11 protein-coding genes are annotated in these 16,646 nt (G+C 59.6%); 9 read left to right on the plus strand and 2 right to left on the minus strand.

The window, feature by feature from the left end; all coding sequences use genetic code 11:
• Positions 1 to 34: 34 nt before the first annotated feature.
• From recC to K5R88_RS24700, 7 genes are all read left to right on the plus strand, one after another.
• Positions 35 to 3,487, plus strand: coding sequence for an exodeoxyribonuclease V subunit gamma (recC, locus tag K5R88_RS24670; protein ID WP_226298533.1), 3,453 nt, complete (start codon positions 35 to 37; stop codon positions 3,485 to 3,487).
• Positions 3,484 to 7,176: an exodeoxyribonuclease V subunit beta gene (gene recB / locus K5R88_RS24675; protein ID WP_226298534.1), complete on the plus strand. Its 3,693-nt coding sequence runs from the start codon at positions 3,484 to 3,486 to the stop codon at positions 7,174 to 7,176. The genes recC and recB overlap by 4 nt, the downstream gene beginning before the upstream one ends.
• Positions 7,173 to 9,281, plus strand: coding sequence for an exodeoxyribonuclease V subunit alpha (gene recD, locus K5R88_RS24680; protein WP_226298535.1), 2,109 nt, complete (start codon positions 7,173 to 7,175; stop codon positions 9,279 to 9,281). Before recB ends, recD begins: the two co-directional genes overlap by 4 nt.
• Before the next feature lie 120 nt (positions 9,282 to 9,401).
• Positions 9,402 to 9,977, plus strand: a complete 576-nt coding sequence (locus K5R88_RS24685; RefSeq protein ID WP_008040808.1) for a YfiR family protein — start codon at positions 9,402 to 9,404, stop codon at positions 9,975 to 9,977.
• Complete coding sequence (locus K5R88_RS24690) at positions 9,974 to 11,242, plus strand: diguanylate cyclase domain-containing protein (RefSeq protein WP_226298536.1); 1,269 nt, start codon at positions 9,974 to 9,976, stop codon at positions 11,240 to 11,242. Before K5R88_RS24685 ends, K5R88_RS24690 begins: the two co-directional genes overlap by 4 nt.
• Positions 11,242 to 11,742 carry an OmpA family protein gene (locus K5R88_RS24695; RefSeq protein ID WP_223450575.1) on the plus strand — a complete coding sequence of 167 codons (501 nt, stop codon included), beginning with the start codon at positions 11,242 to 11,244 and terminating at the stop codon, positions 11,740 to 11,742. The genes K5R88_RS24690 and K5R88_RS24695 overlap by 1 nt, the downstream gene beginning before the upstream one ends.
• 79 nt (positions 11,743 to 11,821) lie before the next feature.
• Complete coding sequence (locus K5R88_RS24700) at positions 11,822 to 12,535, plus strand: CatB-related O-acetyltransferase (protein WP_207285315.1); 714 nt, start codon at positions 11,822 to 11,824, stop codon at positions 12,533 to 12,535.
• Positions 12,536 to 12,551: 16 nt separating this feature from the next.
• Here the strand turns inward: K5R88_RS24700 and K5R88_RS24705 are convergent, their stop codons facing one another.
• Positions 12,552 to 13,499 carry a LysR family transcriptional regulator gene (locus K5R88_RS24705; protein ID WP_008024087.1) on the minus strand — a complete coding sequence of 316 codons (948 nt, stop codon included), beginning with the start codon at positions 13,497 to 13,499 and terminating at the stop codon, positions 12,552 to 12,554.
• A 149-nt stretch (positions 13,500 to 13,648) separates the two neighbouring features.
• On the opposite strand from K5R88_RS24705, the gene K5R88_RS24710 reads away from it, so the two are divergent.
• Together K5R88_RS24710 and mmsB are read left to right on the plus strand one after the other, a co-directional pair.
• Positions 13,649 to 15,175 carry a CoA-acylating methylmalonate-semialdehyde dehydrogenase gene (locus K5R88_RS24710; protein ID WP_008024085.1) on the plus strand — a complete coding sequence of 509 codons (1,527 nt, stop codon included), beginning with the start codon at positions 13,649 to 13,651 and terminating at the stop codon, positions 15,173 to 15,175.
• A gap of 10 nt (positions 15,176 to 15,185) precedes the next feature.
• Positions 15,186 to 16,073 (plus strand): 3-hydroxyisobutyrate dehydrogenase, encoded by an 888-nt coding sequence (gene mmsB, locus K5R88_RS24715; protein WP_226298537.1) that lies wholly within the window; start codon positions 15,186 to 15,188, stop codon positions 16,071 to 16,073.
• 100 nt (positions 16,074 to 16,173) lie between these two features.
• Here the strand turns inward: mmsB and K5R88_RS24720 are convergent, their stop codons facing one another.
• A complete protein-coding gene (locus tag K5R88_RS24720; protein ID WP_008024653.1) occupies positions 16,174 to 16,518 on the minus strand; it encodes a cupin domain-containing protein in 345 nt (114 codons plus the stop codon).
• Positions 16,519 to 16,646 lie beyond the last annotated feature (128 nt).

The raw sequence follows: 16,646 nt of genomic DNA on the forward strand, positions 1-16,646 counted from the left end.
GCCCTAGCTTTTGTATTTTTCCAAGGAAGCCTTTATGCCGGACGCGACGTCCCTCAGTGCTGGTTTTATGGTGGTTCACGGTAACCGCCTGGACGAGCTGCGCAGCCTGGTGGTCAGCTGGATGCGGCGATACCCGCTGGCTCCCTTGGAAAATGAAATCGCTCTGGTGCAGAGCAACGGCATCGCCCAGTGGCTAAAGCTGGCACTGGCAGAAGACCCGGAAGAGGATGATATGGGCGGCTGCGGAATCGCAGCAGCCATCGATGTGCAGTTGCCAGGCAGCTTCATGTGGCAGCTCTATCGCATGGTGCTTGGTCGAGATGAAATTCCCGCCAAGTCTTTGCTCGATAAGGCCCCGCTGACCTGGCGACTCATGCGGCTGCTTCCGCAGTTGATAGGTCAGCCCCACTTCGAACCTCTGCAACGCTTTCTGACCAATGACACCGATCTGCGCAAACGCTATCAACTGGCTGAGCGGCTGGCAGACCTGTTCGACCAATATCAGGTGTACCGAGCCGACTGGCTTGAAGACTGGGCTGAAGGTCGTCATCAATTACGCAACGGTCGGGGTGAAGCGAAACCCCTGACCCCGGCCAACTGCTGGCAGGCGGAATTGTGGCGTGCGTTGTTGCTGGATGTGGGGGAGCAAGGCATGGCGCAAAGTCGTGCTGGCGTCCATCAACGATTTATCGAGCGCATTAACAACCTCGATGTCGCCCCCGACGGATTACCATCCCGAGTGATCGTTTTCGGGATTTCTTCGCTTCCCGCTCAGGCTCTGGAAGCACTCGCCGGTCTGGCTCGTTTCAGCCAGGTTCTGCTTTGTGTGCACAACCCATGTCGTCACCATTGGGCGGACATCGTCGCCGATAAAGACCTGTTACGGCATCAATACAAACGTCAGGCTCGTAAGAGTGGCATGCCGGTCGTGCTGGATTCCCAAACCCTGCATCAGCATGCACATCCGCTGTTGGCAGCGTGGGGTAAACAAGGGCGGGACTACATTAATCTGCTCGACAGCTACGACGATCCCAACAGCTATCGCTCGGCGTTTCGTGATGGGCGCATTGATCTGTTCAGTGACAGCCAGCCACAGAACCTGCTGAACCAGCTGCAGGACGACATCCTCGAATTGCGCCCTCTGAATGAAACGCGCGAACGCTGGCCGGCAGTCGATACAGACGCGGATCAATCGATCCGTTTTCACATTGCCCACAGTGCTCAGCGCGAAGTGGAGATACTCCACGATCAGTTGCTCGCACGCTTCAGTGCTGATCCTGAGTTAAGACCGCGCGACATTATCGTGATGGTTCCGGACATCGACAGTTATGCACCGCATATTCGTGCCGTGTTCGGCCAGCTTGAACGCCATGACCCACGCTTCATTCCCTTCACGCTCGCAGATCAAGGCCAGCGCGGTCGTGACCCGTTGCTGATTGCTGTCGAACACCTGCTCAAACTGCCCGACAGTCGCTTCCCCGTCAGTGAGATCCTTGATCTGCTGGACGTTCCAGCGTTGCGCGCTCGCTTCGGTGTAGAGGAACGTGACCTGCCGACCCTGCATCGCTGGATCGAAGGCGCGGGCATCCGCTGGGGCATGAGCGCCGAGCAACGAGCGGGGCTTGGATTGCCGCAGGAACTGGAGCAAAACAGTTGGCGATTCGGCTTGCGGCGGATGTTGCTTGGGTATGCAGTCGGCAGCGCCGGTGCCTGCCAAGGTATCGAGCCCTACGATGAGATTGGTGGTCTGGACGCCGCGCTCATAGGTCCATTAGTGGCGCTCCTGGATGCGCTTGAAATTGCTCACCAGGAACTCACCCGACCTGCGCCGCCCCTGCAATGGGGGATGCGCCTGCAAGCGTTGGTGCAGTTGTTTTTCCAGGCCAGTAATGAGCACGACGACTACTTGCTTGCCCAGCTCGAAGAGTTGCGTGAAACCTGGCTTGAGACCTGTGAGTCTGTCGGTCTGCATGACGAGTTGCCGTTGACCGTAGTTCGTGAAGCCTGGCTCGCCGGTCTCGATCAGGGGCGCTTGTCCCAGCGTTTTCTCGCCGGTGCAGTTAACTTCTGCACCCTGATGCCCATGCGCGCGATCCCGTTCAAGCTGGTCTGCCTGCTCGGGATGAATGATGGCGATTATCCGCGTGCGCAACCGCCACTGGACTTCGACCTGATGGGCAGCGATTACCGTCCGGGTGATCGCTCCCGGCGCGAAGATGACCGCTATCTGTTGTTGGAAGCGCTATTGTCAGCGCGTAACCAGCTCTACATCAGTTGGGTTGGCCGCAGCATTCGCGATAACAGCGAGCGCCCGGCTTCTGTGCTGATTGGCCAACTGCGCGACCATCTGGCCAGCGGATGGCGACTGCAAAATGCCGATGAAGACTTGCTTGAGGCAATGACTCAGGAGCACCCGTTACAGCCGTTCAGTGCCCGCTATTTCCACGAAGGCGATGACTTGTTCAGCTACGCCAGCGAATGGCAGGTGCTTCATCATGCTGTTGAGTCGGCAACCGATAACGGCATCCTCGCCCCCTATGTTCAGGAAGAACCGCTAAGCCTCGGCCAACTGCAGGACTTTTTGCGCAACCCGGTGCGTCACTTCTTCAGTCAGCGGCTGAAGGTGTTCTTTGAAGCGGCTGAAGTGCCGCTTGCCGATGAGGAGCCATTTGTCCTCGACGCGCTGCAACGCTACAGCCTCAGCGACAGTTTGCTCGACGCCGCGCTGGAGCATCTGGATCAATCCGATCAGGCTTTGGAGGCGCAGGCCAAACGTCTGCAAAACAGTGGTCTGCTGCCCATGGCCGGCTTTGGCGAATGCCTGCAACGGGAATTGATCGAGCCATTGCCGGATCTGCTGCAGCGTTATCAACAGCTTTTGGCCCTATGGCCGACACCGCTCACCAGCGCTTTACCTGTGAGTCTTGAGCTGCAAGGGCTGCGCCTCGAAGGTTGGCTCAGCGGTCTGCATCAGCGAGCCGACGGTGGTTTGCTGTCGGTCACCACGATTCCCAACAGCATCGGCTCGATCAAATCTCGCAAATGGCATCGTCTGACACGGTCATGGGTCAATCATCTGGTTGCCAGCGCCAGTGGAATGGCCATGACCACTGCGCTGGTGGCCAGTGACGACAGCCTGCTGCTCGGTCCGATGGAGAAGGATGTTGCATTCCGGACCTTGAGCGACCTGCTGATGGCCTGGCAAGCAGGCATGCGCCAACCTCTACCCATCGCAGTAAAAACCGCGTTTGCTTGGCTAACCCAGACTGATCCTGCCAAGGCTGATGCCGCTGCTCGCAAGGCCTATGAAGGCGACGGCCTGACCACTGACGGCGAGCGCCGCGAAAGTCCCGCGCTCGCCCGGCAGTTTGCTGACTATGACGCACTGATTGCCGACGAGACCTTCGCCGATTGGTGCAACGCCTTGTACAAACCGATGCTGGAAGCCCCTTGGCGCTCACTGACCAACGAGGAGCCGCGCTCATGACCAGCCAGACACCGTTGGCCCTGGCGTTCCCGCTGCGCGGCAGTCAACTGATCGAGGCCAGTGCAGGGACCGGCAAGACCTTCACTATTTCCGCGTTGTACCTGCGTCTGGTCTTGGGCCACGGCGGGGAATCGAGCGGATTTGGACGTGAATTGTTACCGCCGCAAATCCTCGTTGTGACGTTCACCGACGCCGCGACCAAAGAGCTGCGCGAACGTATTCGAACGCGTCTTGCCGAAGCGGCACGTTTTTTCCGCGATGAAACACCGGCGCCGGATGCCCTGATTGCAGAGCTGCGTGAACAGTACCTTCCCGAGCAGTGGCCCGGATGCGCAAACCGTCTGGACATCGCTGCTCAGTGGATGGACGAAGCGGCTGTCTCGACCATCCACAGTTGGTGTCAGCGCATGTTGCGCGAGCACGCGTTCGACAGTGGCAGCCTGTTTACCCAGACCCTGGAAACCGATCACAGTGATTTGCTCGGCGAGGTTCTGCGCGATTACTGGCGATTGTTTTGTTACCCGATGCAAGGCGATGCGCTGAATTGGGTGCGCGGTAATTGGGGCGGGCCCGCAGCCCTGTTGCCGCGAGTTCGTGGTTTGTTCGCCAGTGAGCGCCACAGCGCTGAAGGCAAAGAGCCTGTCGAGCTGATCACTGAGTGTCTGCAAGAGCGACGAGCCGCATTGCTCGAACTCAAAATGCCTTGGCGTCAATGGGCGGACGAGTTGCTTGCCATCTGTCATGAGGGCGTCGCGAGTAAAAGCGTCGACGGTCGGAAGATGCAGGCACGCTATTTCGAACCCTGGTTCGAAAAGATAAAAGCCTGGGCCGAAGATGAATTGCTTGAGCAGTTGGATATTGGCACCGGCTTCACTCGCCTGACGCCTGATGGCATGGCTGAGGCGTGGAAAAAAGGCGAAGTGCCCAATCACCCGGGACTGGACGCAATGCCTGGCCTCAAGGCCAGTCTCGACAGTTTGCCGACCCCCGATGCGGCAGTCCTGCAACATGCCGCCCAGTGGGTAGGCGCGCGGTTCGAGGAAGAAAAACGTCGCCGCGCGGAAATGGGTTTCGATGACATGCTGTTGCGCCTCGATGCCGCGTTGCAAGCCGAGGGTGGCGAGCGTTTGGCAACCCTGATCCGTGAGCAATTTCCGGTAGCGTTGATCGACGAATTCCAGGATACCGACCCGGTTCAGTACCAGATCTTCGAAAGCATCTATCGCATCGAGGACAACAATCCTGAATGCGGCCTGTTCCTGATCGGCGACCCGAAGCAGGCGATCTATGCCTTCCGTGGCGCCGACATCTATACCTACCTGCGTGCCCGCCAGGCCACCACTGGCCGGTTGCATACCCTGGGCACCAACTTCCGTTCCAGCCATGGCATGGTCGATGCGGTGAACCATGTGTTCGAGCGCGCCGAGTCGCGGGAAGCGGGGCGGGGCGCATTTCTGTTCCGTGAAAAAAATGGCGAAAATCCGGTGCCGTTCCTGCCGGTCGACTCCCAGGGCCGCAAAGAAGTTTTGCAGGTTAAGGGTCAGGTTGTACCCGCTCTGAACATCTGGCATCTGCCCGCCGAACAACCATTGTCCGGCGCCGTTTACCGACAGCAATTAGCCGCTGCTTGCGCCAGCGAAATCACCGCTTTGCTCAATGGCGGGCAACAAGGCCAGGCGGGTTTCATTCAGGACGGCAAGGACTTCAAAGGTTTGCTGCCAGCGGATATTGCGATCCTGGTACGTGACGGCAAAGAGGCCCAGGCCGTGCGCGCCGAACTCACGGCCCGGGGCGTGCGCAGCGTGTATCTGTCGGACAAGGACTCGGTGTTCGCCGCACAGGAAGCTCATGACCTGCTGACCTGGCTCAAGGCCTGCGCCGAGCCGGATGTCGAGCGTCCGCTGCGAGCGGCGTTGGCCTGTATCACGCTCAATCTGTCGCTGGCTGAGCTGGAACGCTTGAATCAGGACGAGTTGGCGTGGGAAGCGCGGGTCATGCAGTTCCGCGGTTATCGCGAACTCTGGCGCAAACAGGGTGTGCTGCCGATGCTGCGTCGCTTGCTGCATGACTTCCAGCTACCTCAGGCACTGATTGCGCGAAGCGACGGCGAGCGTGTGCTGACCAACCTGTTGCACTTGTCCGAACTGCTGCAACAGGCGGCCGCCGAACTCGATGGCGAGCAAGCATTGATCCGGCATTTATCCGAACACCTGGCGTTGTCCGGCCAGGCTGGCGAAGAGCAGATACTGCGTCTGGAGAGCGACGAGCAACTGGTCAAGGTCGTGACGATTCACAAGTCCAAGGGGCTTGAGTATCCGTTGGTGTTCCTGCCGTTCGTATGTTCGGCGAAGCCGGTCGACGGCAGCCGCTTGCCGCTGCATTACCACGACGAGACCGGCAAGGCCCAGGTGACGTTGAAGCCGACACCCGAGTTGATCGCGCTGGCCGATCATGAGCGCCTGGCCGAGGATCTGCGCTTGTTGTATGTGGCCTTGACCCGTGCACAACATGCCTGTTGGCTCGGTGTTACGGACCTCAAGCGCGGCAATAACAACAGTTCGGTGCTGCACCTTTCTGCACTGGGTTATTTGCTGGGCGGTGGTGCGCCATTGACCGAATCGGCGGGTTTGACGCGTTGGCTTGAAGACTTGCAGCAGGACTGTCCGGCGCTGAACTACAGTGAAATGCCTGAAGAAACCGCCGAGCATTACCATCCGCCGCAAAACGATGCGACGTTGCTTGCCCCGCTGATACCCAAACGCAAGGCCAGCGAAAACTGGTGGATTGCCTCCTACAGCGCCCTGCGCATTGGCGACAGCCTGAGCGTGGGCAGTGACGAAGCACCGGAAAACCCGCAAGCGCAAAAGCTGTTTGACGACGAGCGCCTTGACCCGGAAGCGCCGCGAGAAGTGGTCGCTGGCGGTGCCGATATCCATCGCTTCCCTCGGGGGCCGAATCCCGGCACCTTTCTCCATGGTTTGCTTGAATGGGCCGGTAACGAAGGTTTTACCGCCACACCGCAAGCCGTGGAAGATGCCATTGCCCGTCGCTGCAACCGTCGAGGCTGGGAAGGCTGGATCACCACGCTGAGCGATTGGCTACAGCACCTGCTCAAGTCCCCGCTGCACATCGGTGCCGGACAGGCGCCAGTGATATTCGAGCAATTGACCCAGTACCGCGTCGAGATGGAATTCTGGTTCGCCAGCCATAAAGTCGATGTGCTCAAACTCGACGAACTGGTCCGCCAATACACCCACAACGGCGTTGCCCGTGTTGCAGCCGAACCGGTGTTGCTCAATGGCATGTTCAAAGGTTTCATCGATCTGACGTTCGAGCATGATGGTCGCTATTACGTCGCCGATTACAAATCCAACTGGCTGGGCGTCGATGACATGGCCTATACCGAGCAAGCCATGGAGCAGTCGATTCTGGACAATCGCTACGACCTGCAATACGTGCTGTACCTGTTGGCCCTGCACCGCCAACTCAAGGCGCGGCTTGCCGATTACGATTACGACCGGCACGTCGGTGGGGCGCTGTATCTGTTCCTGCGTGGCACCCGCGCATCCAGTCAGGGCGTGTATTTCGCCCGTCCGCCAAGAGAACTGATCGAGCGTCTTGACCGGCTGTTCCAGGGCAAGCCAGAACCCAAGGCCGAACCCGCCTGGGAACAGGGAGTACTGCTATGAGTCGCACCTTCGCCGATTTGCTGCCGACGCCATTGGCAGCGGAAAGTCTGGCGAGTCTGGCACCGTTGAGTCGTGCCGATGACTTGTTGCTGCTGCTCACCCGTTGGGTCGAACGGGGTTGGTTGCGAGCGCTGGACAAGGCCTTCGTTGCGTTCTTGCACGAACTCGCTCCCGACGATGACCCTCTGGTGCTGCTGGCTGCGGCATTGACCAGTCACCAATTGGGCCACGGCCATGTCTGCCTGGACCTTTTCGAGACCCTGAAAGAGCCGGACTTCGCGTTGTCATTGCCGCCGGAAGGCGATCTGCAAAGTGGCGCGATGCTGCTGCCATCACAATTGCTCGAGGCGCTGGACGGCGCCCATTGGTGCAAGGTACTGGCCGCCAGCAATCTGGTCGCATTGGCAGCAGACAGGCGTGAAACGGCTCAACAAAGGCCGTTGGTACTGTCGGGAAAACGCCTTTACCTGCGCCGCTATTGGGCTTACGAGCGGCGTATCGATGACGCCCTGCGTGTGCGTCTGGCCGAACACGAAACCACACCGAGTGATCTGCCCCAACGTCTTGTCGGTTTGTTCGGCCAGGCCAAGCCTGGCGAGCTGATCGACTGGCAGAAACTCGCGTGTGCCTTGGCGACCCGCAGTGCCTTCAGTATCGTCACCGGCGGCCCGGGGACGGGCAAGACCACCACGGTCGTGCGCTTGCTGGCATTGCTTCAGGCGCCGGCGGTGGAGGCTGGCAAACCCTTGCGCATCCGTCTCGCCGCCCCCACCGGGAAAGCTGCGGCACGGTTGACGGAGTCCATCAGCCAACAAGTCCGCACGCTGGAAGTCGCTGAAGCCGTGCGAGATAAAATTCCGTCAGACGTGACCACCGTGCACCGTCTGCTCGGCAGTCGGCCCGGTACGCGACATTTCCGGCACCACGCCGGTAACCGTTTGCCGCTGGATGTGCTGGTGGTGGATGAAGCCTCAATGATCGACCTGGAGATGATGGCCAATCTTCTCGACGCGATGCCGGCCCATGCCCGACTGATTCTGCTGGGTGACAAGGACCAACTGGCCTCGGTGGAGGCCGGCGCTGTGTTGGGTGATCTGTGCCGCGACGCCGAGGCCGGTTGGTATAGCCCGCAGACGCGTCAGTGGCTGGAAACGGTCAGTGGTGAAAACCTCGCAGCCAGTGGTTTGCAAGAAGACACTCAGGGGACTCATCCACTGGCCCAGCAAGTGGTAATGCTGCGTCACTCGCGCCGGTTCGGCGAGGGAAGCGGCATTGGTCAACTGGCACGCTGGGTCAACCGGCAACAACCCGAAGAGGCTCGGCAGCTGCTGGCGACTGGAAGCCACGGCGATGTATTTTCCCTGCCCCTCAAGGGTGAACAGGGCCGGGAGCTGGAACGCTTGTTGCTCGAAGGTCATGGTAAGGGGCCGCAAGGCTACCGGCATTACCTCAGCCTGCTGCGCCACCTGCGGCCACCGCCCGACAGCTCGCTTGAGGATTCACGCTGGACCGATTGGGCACGCCAGGTGCTGCAAGCCTTCGACGCCTTCCAGTTGTTGTGTGCCGTTCGCAAAGGGCCGTGGGGTGTGGAAGGTTTGAATCAGCGCGTGACCGATGCGTTGCTCAAGGCCCGATTGATCGACAGCAATCAGCAGTGGTACGAAGGCCGGCCGGTGCTGATGACCCGTAACGACTATGGCTTGGGTTTGATGAACGGCGACATCGGCATTGCCCTCAAGCTGCCAGAGCGCGATGGCCCCGAGGCGGGTCGTCAGGTATTGCGCGTGGCCTTCCCGCGCAATGATGGCCAGGGGGGCGTGCGTTTTGTCCTGCCGAGTCGGCTCAATGATGTCGAAACCGTGTACGCCATGACCGTGCACAAATCCCAGGGCTCCGAGTTTGCCCATACGGCGCTGATTTTGCCGGACGCCCTGAACCCGGTTCTGACCAAGGAGCTGATCTATACCGGCATTACCCGGGCCAAGGACTGGTTCACATTGATCGAGCCACGTGCCGGAGTGTTTGAAGAGGCCGTGCGACGCAAGGTCAAGCGGTTGAGCGGGTTGATGCTGGAGTTGGAAGAGGCAGTCGAGCCGAGGCAATAAATGGCGGCGGCACCGGACGCCGGAAACTGTCCGAAGTGCCGTCGTACGTGGCCTCGCTGGTGTTTCAGCGCTGTGCTATCGTTGCGGCACCCTCCCGTTACGATCGAAGAGAATCCCTGCATGAAGGTGGCTGTCTGGATGACAGAGTGCGTTGCTGGCTGCAAGCAGGCCGTACTTGCAGGCTTTCTCTGTTTGCTGAGCGGCTTCGTTTTCGCTCAAGCGCAAACACCACCAGGCATGGCCGACCAGCGCGCCAAATCGGTCACGCAGGTTGTACTTGGGATACTCAGCTATGCCCGCTGGCCAGTTGAGCCCGCACAACTTCGTTTGTGCATCGTCGGCCCTACCGAATACACCGACGACCTGGTCAAGGGCACCACCCAGGCCACCGGCCGACCCGTTACCGTGCGCCGCCTGCTGGCCGACAACCCATCCATTGTCAGTGAGTGCGACGCGGTGTACATCGGCAAACTGACCAGCGAAGAGCGCAGCCGGTTGTTCGCTTCGCTGAGCGGGCATCCGGTGTTGAGCATCAGCGAAAGCGACGATCAATGTACCGTCGGCAGTCTGTTCTGTTTGCGTGTCGGCGATGAACAAGTGTCCTTTGAGGTCAACCTCGATTCCGTCGCCCGCAGCGGCGTGCGAATTCACCCAAGTGTGCTGCAACTGTCCCGCCGTAAACCGGCGGCGCCATGAGTCTATTCAAGCCGGGCAGACGTCCGACCTTGCGTTCGGTCATTGGCCGCGGTCATTTGATCGTCGCGCTGGTCGGCGTGGCCATGGCCAGCATCTCGCTGACGCTGCTCGGCGTCCTGGCGTTGCGGGTCTATGCCGACCACAACCTGCACCTGATCGCACGATCCATCAACTACACCGTGGAAGCTGCCGTGGTGTTCAACGACAAAGCCGCCGCCACTGAAGCGCTGGCGCTGATCGCCTCCACCGAAGAAGTGGCGGATGCCCAAGTGCTGGACTTGCAAGGCAAGTTGTTGGCGCGTTGGCAGCGGCCGGAAACCGGATTGTTCTCTGATCTCGAAATGCAGATGGCCAAAGCCTTTCTGGAAGAGCCCATCAGCATGCCGATCATCCATCAAGGTCAGGAAATCGGCAGCACTCTGCTGATCGGCCACGGCGGCAGCCTGATGCGCTTCTTGCTCAGCGGTCTGGTGGGCATCGTTCTGTGCACCGCCGCCAGTGCCTGGGTAGCGCTTTATCTGGCTCGCCGACAACTGCGCGGGATCACAGGGCCGCTGCGCAGTCTGGCGTTCGTGGCGCACGCCGCGCGCAGCGAACGTGCCTTCGACCAGCGTGTACCGCCTGCCGACATCGCCGAACTCGATAACCTGGGCAATGACTTCAATGCCCTGCTCGATGAACTCGAATCCTGGCAAACCCACCTGCAAAGCGAGAATGAAACCCTCGCCCACCAGGCCAGTCATGACAGCCTCACCGGGTTGCCGAACCGGGCGTTTTTCGAAGGCCGATTGATTCGTGCACTGCGCAACGCCAACAAGCTCAACGAGCGGGTAGCGGTGCTGTTTCTCGACAGTGACCGGTTCAAGGAAATCAACGACACCTTCGGTCACGCCGCTGGCGATGCAGTGTTGGTCGCAGTCGCCAATCGGGTTCGCGCGCAACTGCGCGAAGAGGATCTGGTGGCGCGTCTTGGGGGGGACGAGTTTGCTGTCCTGCTGACACCGCTGCACAAGACCGAAGACGCCGAGCGGATCGCCGATAAAATCATTGCCAGCATGGAAGTGCCGATCCCGTTGCCGGGTCATACTCAGGTTTTGACTTCTCTGAGCATCGGCATTGCCGTGTACCCGGATCATGGTGCTACACCGGGTGCTCTGCTCAATGCTGCCGATGCGGCCATGTACCAGACCAAACGCTTTTCCAGAGGTGCGCAGCACACGTCAGGGTCGGAGCACCCTGTCGCCGATGTTCAAACCAGGAGCTAATGTCCGTGTTCTCATTCAATCTGCGATTTCTTGCGATCCCCTTGTTCATGGTTTTGCTGGCACTGACCGGTTGCCAGACGGCACCACAAAAAGGTTTGAGTCCGGCACAGGTTGCAGTGCTGCAACAGCAAGGTTTCGAGTTGACCGACGAGGGCTGGGCGTTTGGCTTGTCCGGCAAAGTGTTGTTTGGCAGTGATGTCGAAAGCTTGAATCCGCAGAGCACCGAGATCGTCGAGCGCATTGGCAAGGCGTTGCTGGGTGTCGGGATCGATCGGGTGCGGGTTGATGGTCACACCGATGCGTCGGGCAAAGAGACCTACAACGAACAGCTGTCCCTGCGCCGCTCGAACAGCGTCGGCAAGGTTCTGATCGCGGTTGGCATGAAAGAGCAGAATATCCAGCTAAGGGGCTTTGGCAGCAGTGAACCGGTAGCCTCCAACGACAACGCGGCCGGTCGAACCGAAAACCGTCGGGTGTCGATTGTGGTGAGCGCCGATTGATCGGCTGCCTCCCTTTTTAACTATTTTTTTTGGGGGGAATTCATACCCCCGTAGATGAACGGAACACGACGACTGCCACATGGAAAAAATAATAAATTACTGCCGCAACCACTTCTGGAAAAAATGGCTTCGCCAGCATAAATGCAAGATCGCTGGCGGGGTGTCATCGCTTAACGCCAAAACCACGTTGCTGGTGGAAGAGAATGTTTCGCTCGGTCATGTGGTTGTCGGCACCAAACGGTTGAGCATTGGTGCCCACACTTACATTCGAAGTGGTTGCGTGCTGTCCGCGGTGTCATCGATAGGACGGTTTTGTTCGATTGGAAATGACTGCTACATCGGGCAAGACAAAAATACCCACCCGTCCGATTGGGTCAGTTCGCACCCCTTCCAATTTACCCGTACAAAACTGTCCTTCGAACCAGAGATCGTTGATGTAACGATCGGCGACGACGTCTGGATCGGACATGGCGCCATGATCATGGAAGGTGTCACGGTGGGCACGGGTGCCATCATCGCCACCCGCGCACTGGTTGCCCACGATGTGCCGCCCTATGCAGTAGTCGCCGGGATTCCGGCGAAGGTCATCAAGTATCGGCACCCGCCAGAGGTTGTGGCGCAGTTGCTTGAGAGCAAATGGTGGGAATGTAGTGTCGATTTTCTTCTGAGCTTGCGTTTGGACGATCCCCGTACTTCCCTGCCAATGATTATCGAGTCACACAAGGCCAACCGGGTTGTTTACAAGCGGCTGGAAGTCACCCGCAAGGGCTGCCAATTGGCTAGCCCACTTTGAACATCTGCTCAGCCGCTCAGTCCGTAAACCGTAGCTCCCGCGTTTCGCCCAGTAATAACGGGCGGTTTAGCTCGGTCACTTCGCGGATGTAATCCCACAACAGGGTAATCCGCTTGAGCTTGCGCAGGTCCTCGCGGCAGTACATCCAGAACTGCCGGGTGATGTTGATTTCCTCCGGCAACACCGGCAGCAACCGCGGATCCTGAGCCGCGAGGAAGCACGGCAGGATCGCCAGCGAACGCCCTTGCTGCGCTGCCACGAACTGCGCAATCACGCTGGTGCTGCGCAAGTTGGCGCTGGCGCCGGGCAGCACGTTCGCCAGGTACAGCAGCTCCGAACTGAAGGCCAGGTCGTCGACATAACTGATAAATGAATGCTTGCCCAAGTCCGCCGGGCGCCGGATCGGTGGGTGTTTGTCCAGATAGTCCTGGGTCGCGTACAGCTGCAACCGGTAGTCGCAGAGTTTGCAGCAGACGTACGGGCCATGCTCCGGACGTTCCAGGGCGATGACGATGTCCGCTTCGCGTTTGGACAGGCTGATGAAGTGCGGCAGCGGCAGGATGTCCACCGAGATCGCCGGGTAGGCGTCGACGAAATGGCTCAGTTGCGGGGTGATGAAAAAGCTGCCGAAACCTTCGGTGCAACCCATCCGCACATGACCGGACAGCGCCACGCCGGAACCGGAAACCTGTTCGCACGCCATGTGCAGCGTGCTCTCGATCGACTCGGCGTAACCCAGTAAACGCTGACCCTCAGCGGTCAGGACAAAACCGCTGGTCCGGGACTTCTCGAACAACAATGTACCCAATGCCGCTTCCAGCGAGCTGATACGCCGCGACACCGTGGTGTAGTCCACCGCCAGGCGCTTGGCCGCGGTGCTGGCCTTGCGGGTGCGGGCCACTTCGAGGAAAAACTTGAGGTCATCCCAGTTCAGCGAACCTAAAGACGTGATGTTTTTTTGCATGATGGACCGGCTTTTATGTGCGTTCTTATTAGAAGTTTGCACATCTATACTCCAAAAACAGTCCGACAACCAATTCGCGACACACGCCTCATCTCAAGGCGACTTATCCGCCTTGGCTCCCTGCATAACAACAAGTCCAGGAGACCAGCATGAACGCATCGCTCACGCCCAACGAAACCACTGTCCAGAACGTCAAACTGTTGATCGACGGCGAGTGGGTCGAGTCCCAGACCACTGAGTGGCACGACATCGTCAACCCGGCGACTCAGCAAGTACTGGCCAAGGTTCCGTTTGCCACCGCCTCGGAAGTCGACGCCGCGATCAGCGCCGCCCATCGCGCCTTCCAGACCTGGAAGCTGACGCCGATCGGCGCCCGCATGCGCATCATGCTCAAGCTCCAGGCGTTGATTCGCGAACACTCCAAGCGTATCGCCGTGGTGCTCAGCAACGAGCAGGGCAAGACCATTGCCGACGCTGAAGGCGATATTTTCCGAGGCCTGGAAGTCGTCGAACACGCGTGCTCCATCGGCAGCCTGCAAATGGGCGAGTTCGCCGAGAACGTCGCGGGCGGCGTCGATACCTACACCCTGCGCCAGCCAATCGGCGTCTGCGCCGGCATCACCCCGTTCAACTTCCCTGCGATGATTCCGCTGTGGATGTTCCCGATGGCCATCGCCTGCGGCAACACCTTCGTGCTCAAACCGTCCGAACAGGACCCGATGTCGACCATGCTGCTGGTGGAACTGGCCATCGAGGCGGGCGTTCCGGCGGGCGTGCTTAACGTGGTTCATGGCGGCAAGGACGTGGTGGACGCGCTCTGCACCCACAAAGACATCAAGGCGGTTTCCTTCGTCGGTTCGACTGCCGTCGGTACTCACGTTTATGACTTGGCCGGTAAGCACGGCAAGCGCGTGCAATCGATGATGGGCGCGAAAAACCACGCCGTGGTGCTGCCGGATGCCAACCGCGAACAAGCGCTGAATGCGCTGGTCGGTGCCGGTTTCGGTGCGGCCGGTCAACGCTGCATGGCAACGTCGGTGGTGGTGTTGGTCGGCGCGGCCAAGCAATGGCTGCCGGATCTGAAAGCGCTGGCGCAGAAACTCAAGGTCAACGCTGGCAGCGAGCCGGGCACGGACGTTGGTCCGGTGATCTCCAAGCGTGCCAAAGCGCGGATTCTGGATCTGATCGAAAGCGGCATCAAGGAAGGCGCCAAGCTTGAGCTGGATGGTCGTGACATCACGGTTCCCGGCTACGAGAAGGGCAACTTTGTCGGTCCGACCCTGTTCTCTGGCGTGACCCCCGAGATGCAGATCTACACCCAGGAAATCTTCGGCCCCGTGCTGGTGGTGCTGGAAGTGAATACGCTCGACGAGGCCATCGCCCTGGTCAACGCCAACCCGTTCGGCAACGGCACGGGCCTGTTCACCCAAAGCGGTGCGGCGGCGCGCAAATTCCAGAACGAAATCGACGTGGGTCAGGTCGGCATCAACATTCCGATTCCGGTGCCGGTCCCGTTCTTCAGCTTCACCGGTTCGCGCGGTTCCAAGCTCGGCGACCTCGGCCCGTATGGCAAGCAAGTGGTGCAGTTCTACACTCAGACCAAGACCGTCACCAGTCGCTGGTTCGATGACGACAGCGTCAACGACGGTGTGAACACCACCATCAACTTGCGTTAAGGAGCCGGACATGAAAATCGCTTTTATCGGTCTCGGCAACATGGGCGCGCCGATGGCGCGCAACCTGATCAAGGCTGGCCACGCGCTGCGACTGGTTGATTTGAACAAAACCATTCTGGCCGAACTGGAGCAACTGGGCGGCAGCATCAGCGCGACGGCTCGTGAAGCGGCTCAAGGCGCAGAACTGGTGATCACCATGCTGCCCGCCGCTGTGCATGTGCGCAGCGTGTGGCTGGGTGAAGACGGCGTGCTGGCGGGGATCGCCAAAGGCGTACCAGCCGTGGATTGCAGCACCATCGATCCGCAAACGGCGCGAGATGTAGCGGCGGCCGCGGCCAAGCAAGGCGTGGCCATGGCCGATGCGCCGGTGTCGGGTGGCACTGGTGGTGCAGCGGCCGGGACCCTGACCTTCATGGTCGGCGCCACGCCTGAACTGTTCGCCACCCTGCAACCGGTGCTGGCGCAGATGGGTCGCAACATCGTCCATTGCGGCGAGGTCGGCACCGGGCAAATCGCCAAAATCTGCAACAACCTGCTGTTGGCGATCTCCATGGTTGGTGTCAGCGAAGCCATGGCGCTGGGTGATGCACTGGGGATCGACACTGGCGTGCTGGCCGGGATCATCAACAGTTCCACGGGACGTTGCTGGAGTTCGGAGATGTACAACCCGTGGCCGGGCATCGTCGAAACGGCACCTGCGTCGCGAGGTTATACCGGTGGTTTTGGTGCCGAGCTGATGCTCAAGGATCTGGGACTTGCCACGGAAGCGGCACGTCAGGCGCACCAACCGGTGGTGCTTGGCGCGGTGGCCCAGCAGTTGTATCAGGCGATGAGCCAGCGTGGGGAAGGGGGTAAAGACTTCTCGGCGATCATCAACAGCTATCGCAAACCGCAATAACGACCTGCTTCAACCTGTGGGAGCAAGCCGGCTCCTACAGGTGTGTGCGCATCGACATTTACCGGGAAATCACGTCGGGTGATCTCCCGGTTTTTTTGCATCAGGCAAACACGAAATACTTGCGCACGGTTTCAACCACTTCCCACGTGCCTTTCATCCCCGGCTCGATGACGAAAATATCACCGGCACGCAGATGAATCGGCTCCTTTCCTTCCGGGGTGATGATGCAGTAACCCTCGCGGAAATCGCAGTATTCCCACTTCACGTATTCCACATACCACTTGCCCGGCGTGCAGATCCAGGTGCCCATGATCTTGCTGCCGTCTTCGCTGGTGTAGGCGTTGAGGTTGACGGTGTGCGGATCGCCTTCGAGTTTTTCCCATTTGCAGGCGTCGAGCACTGGCAGCGGGTGGGTGTCGCGAAGAACGGTAATCGGTGCGGACATGATGACTCCGAGCGTGATGGAGAACTGAAGTCGCACCCTATCGGGCTTGGTGTGGCGTCAGTTGTCTGTGCTCGACATCGAGGTATCCAGAAACGCTGGATTCACTGCGCTCGCCATAAAAAACGCTC

It is taken from the genome of Pseudomonas sp. MM213 (assembly GCF_020423045.1).
GTDB lineage: Bacteria > Pseudomonadota > Gammaproteobacteria > Pseudomonadales > Pseudomonadaceae > Aquipseudomonas > Aquipseudomonas migulae.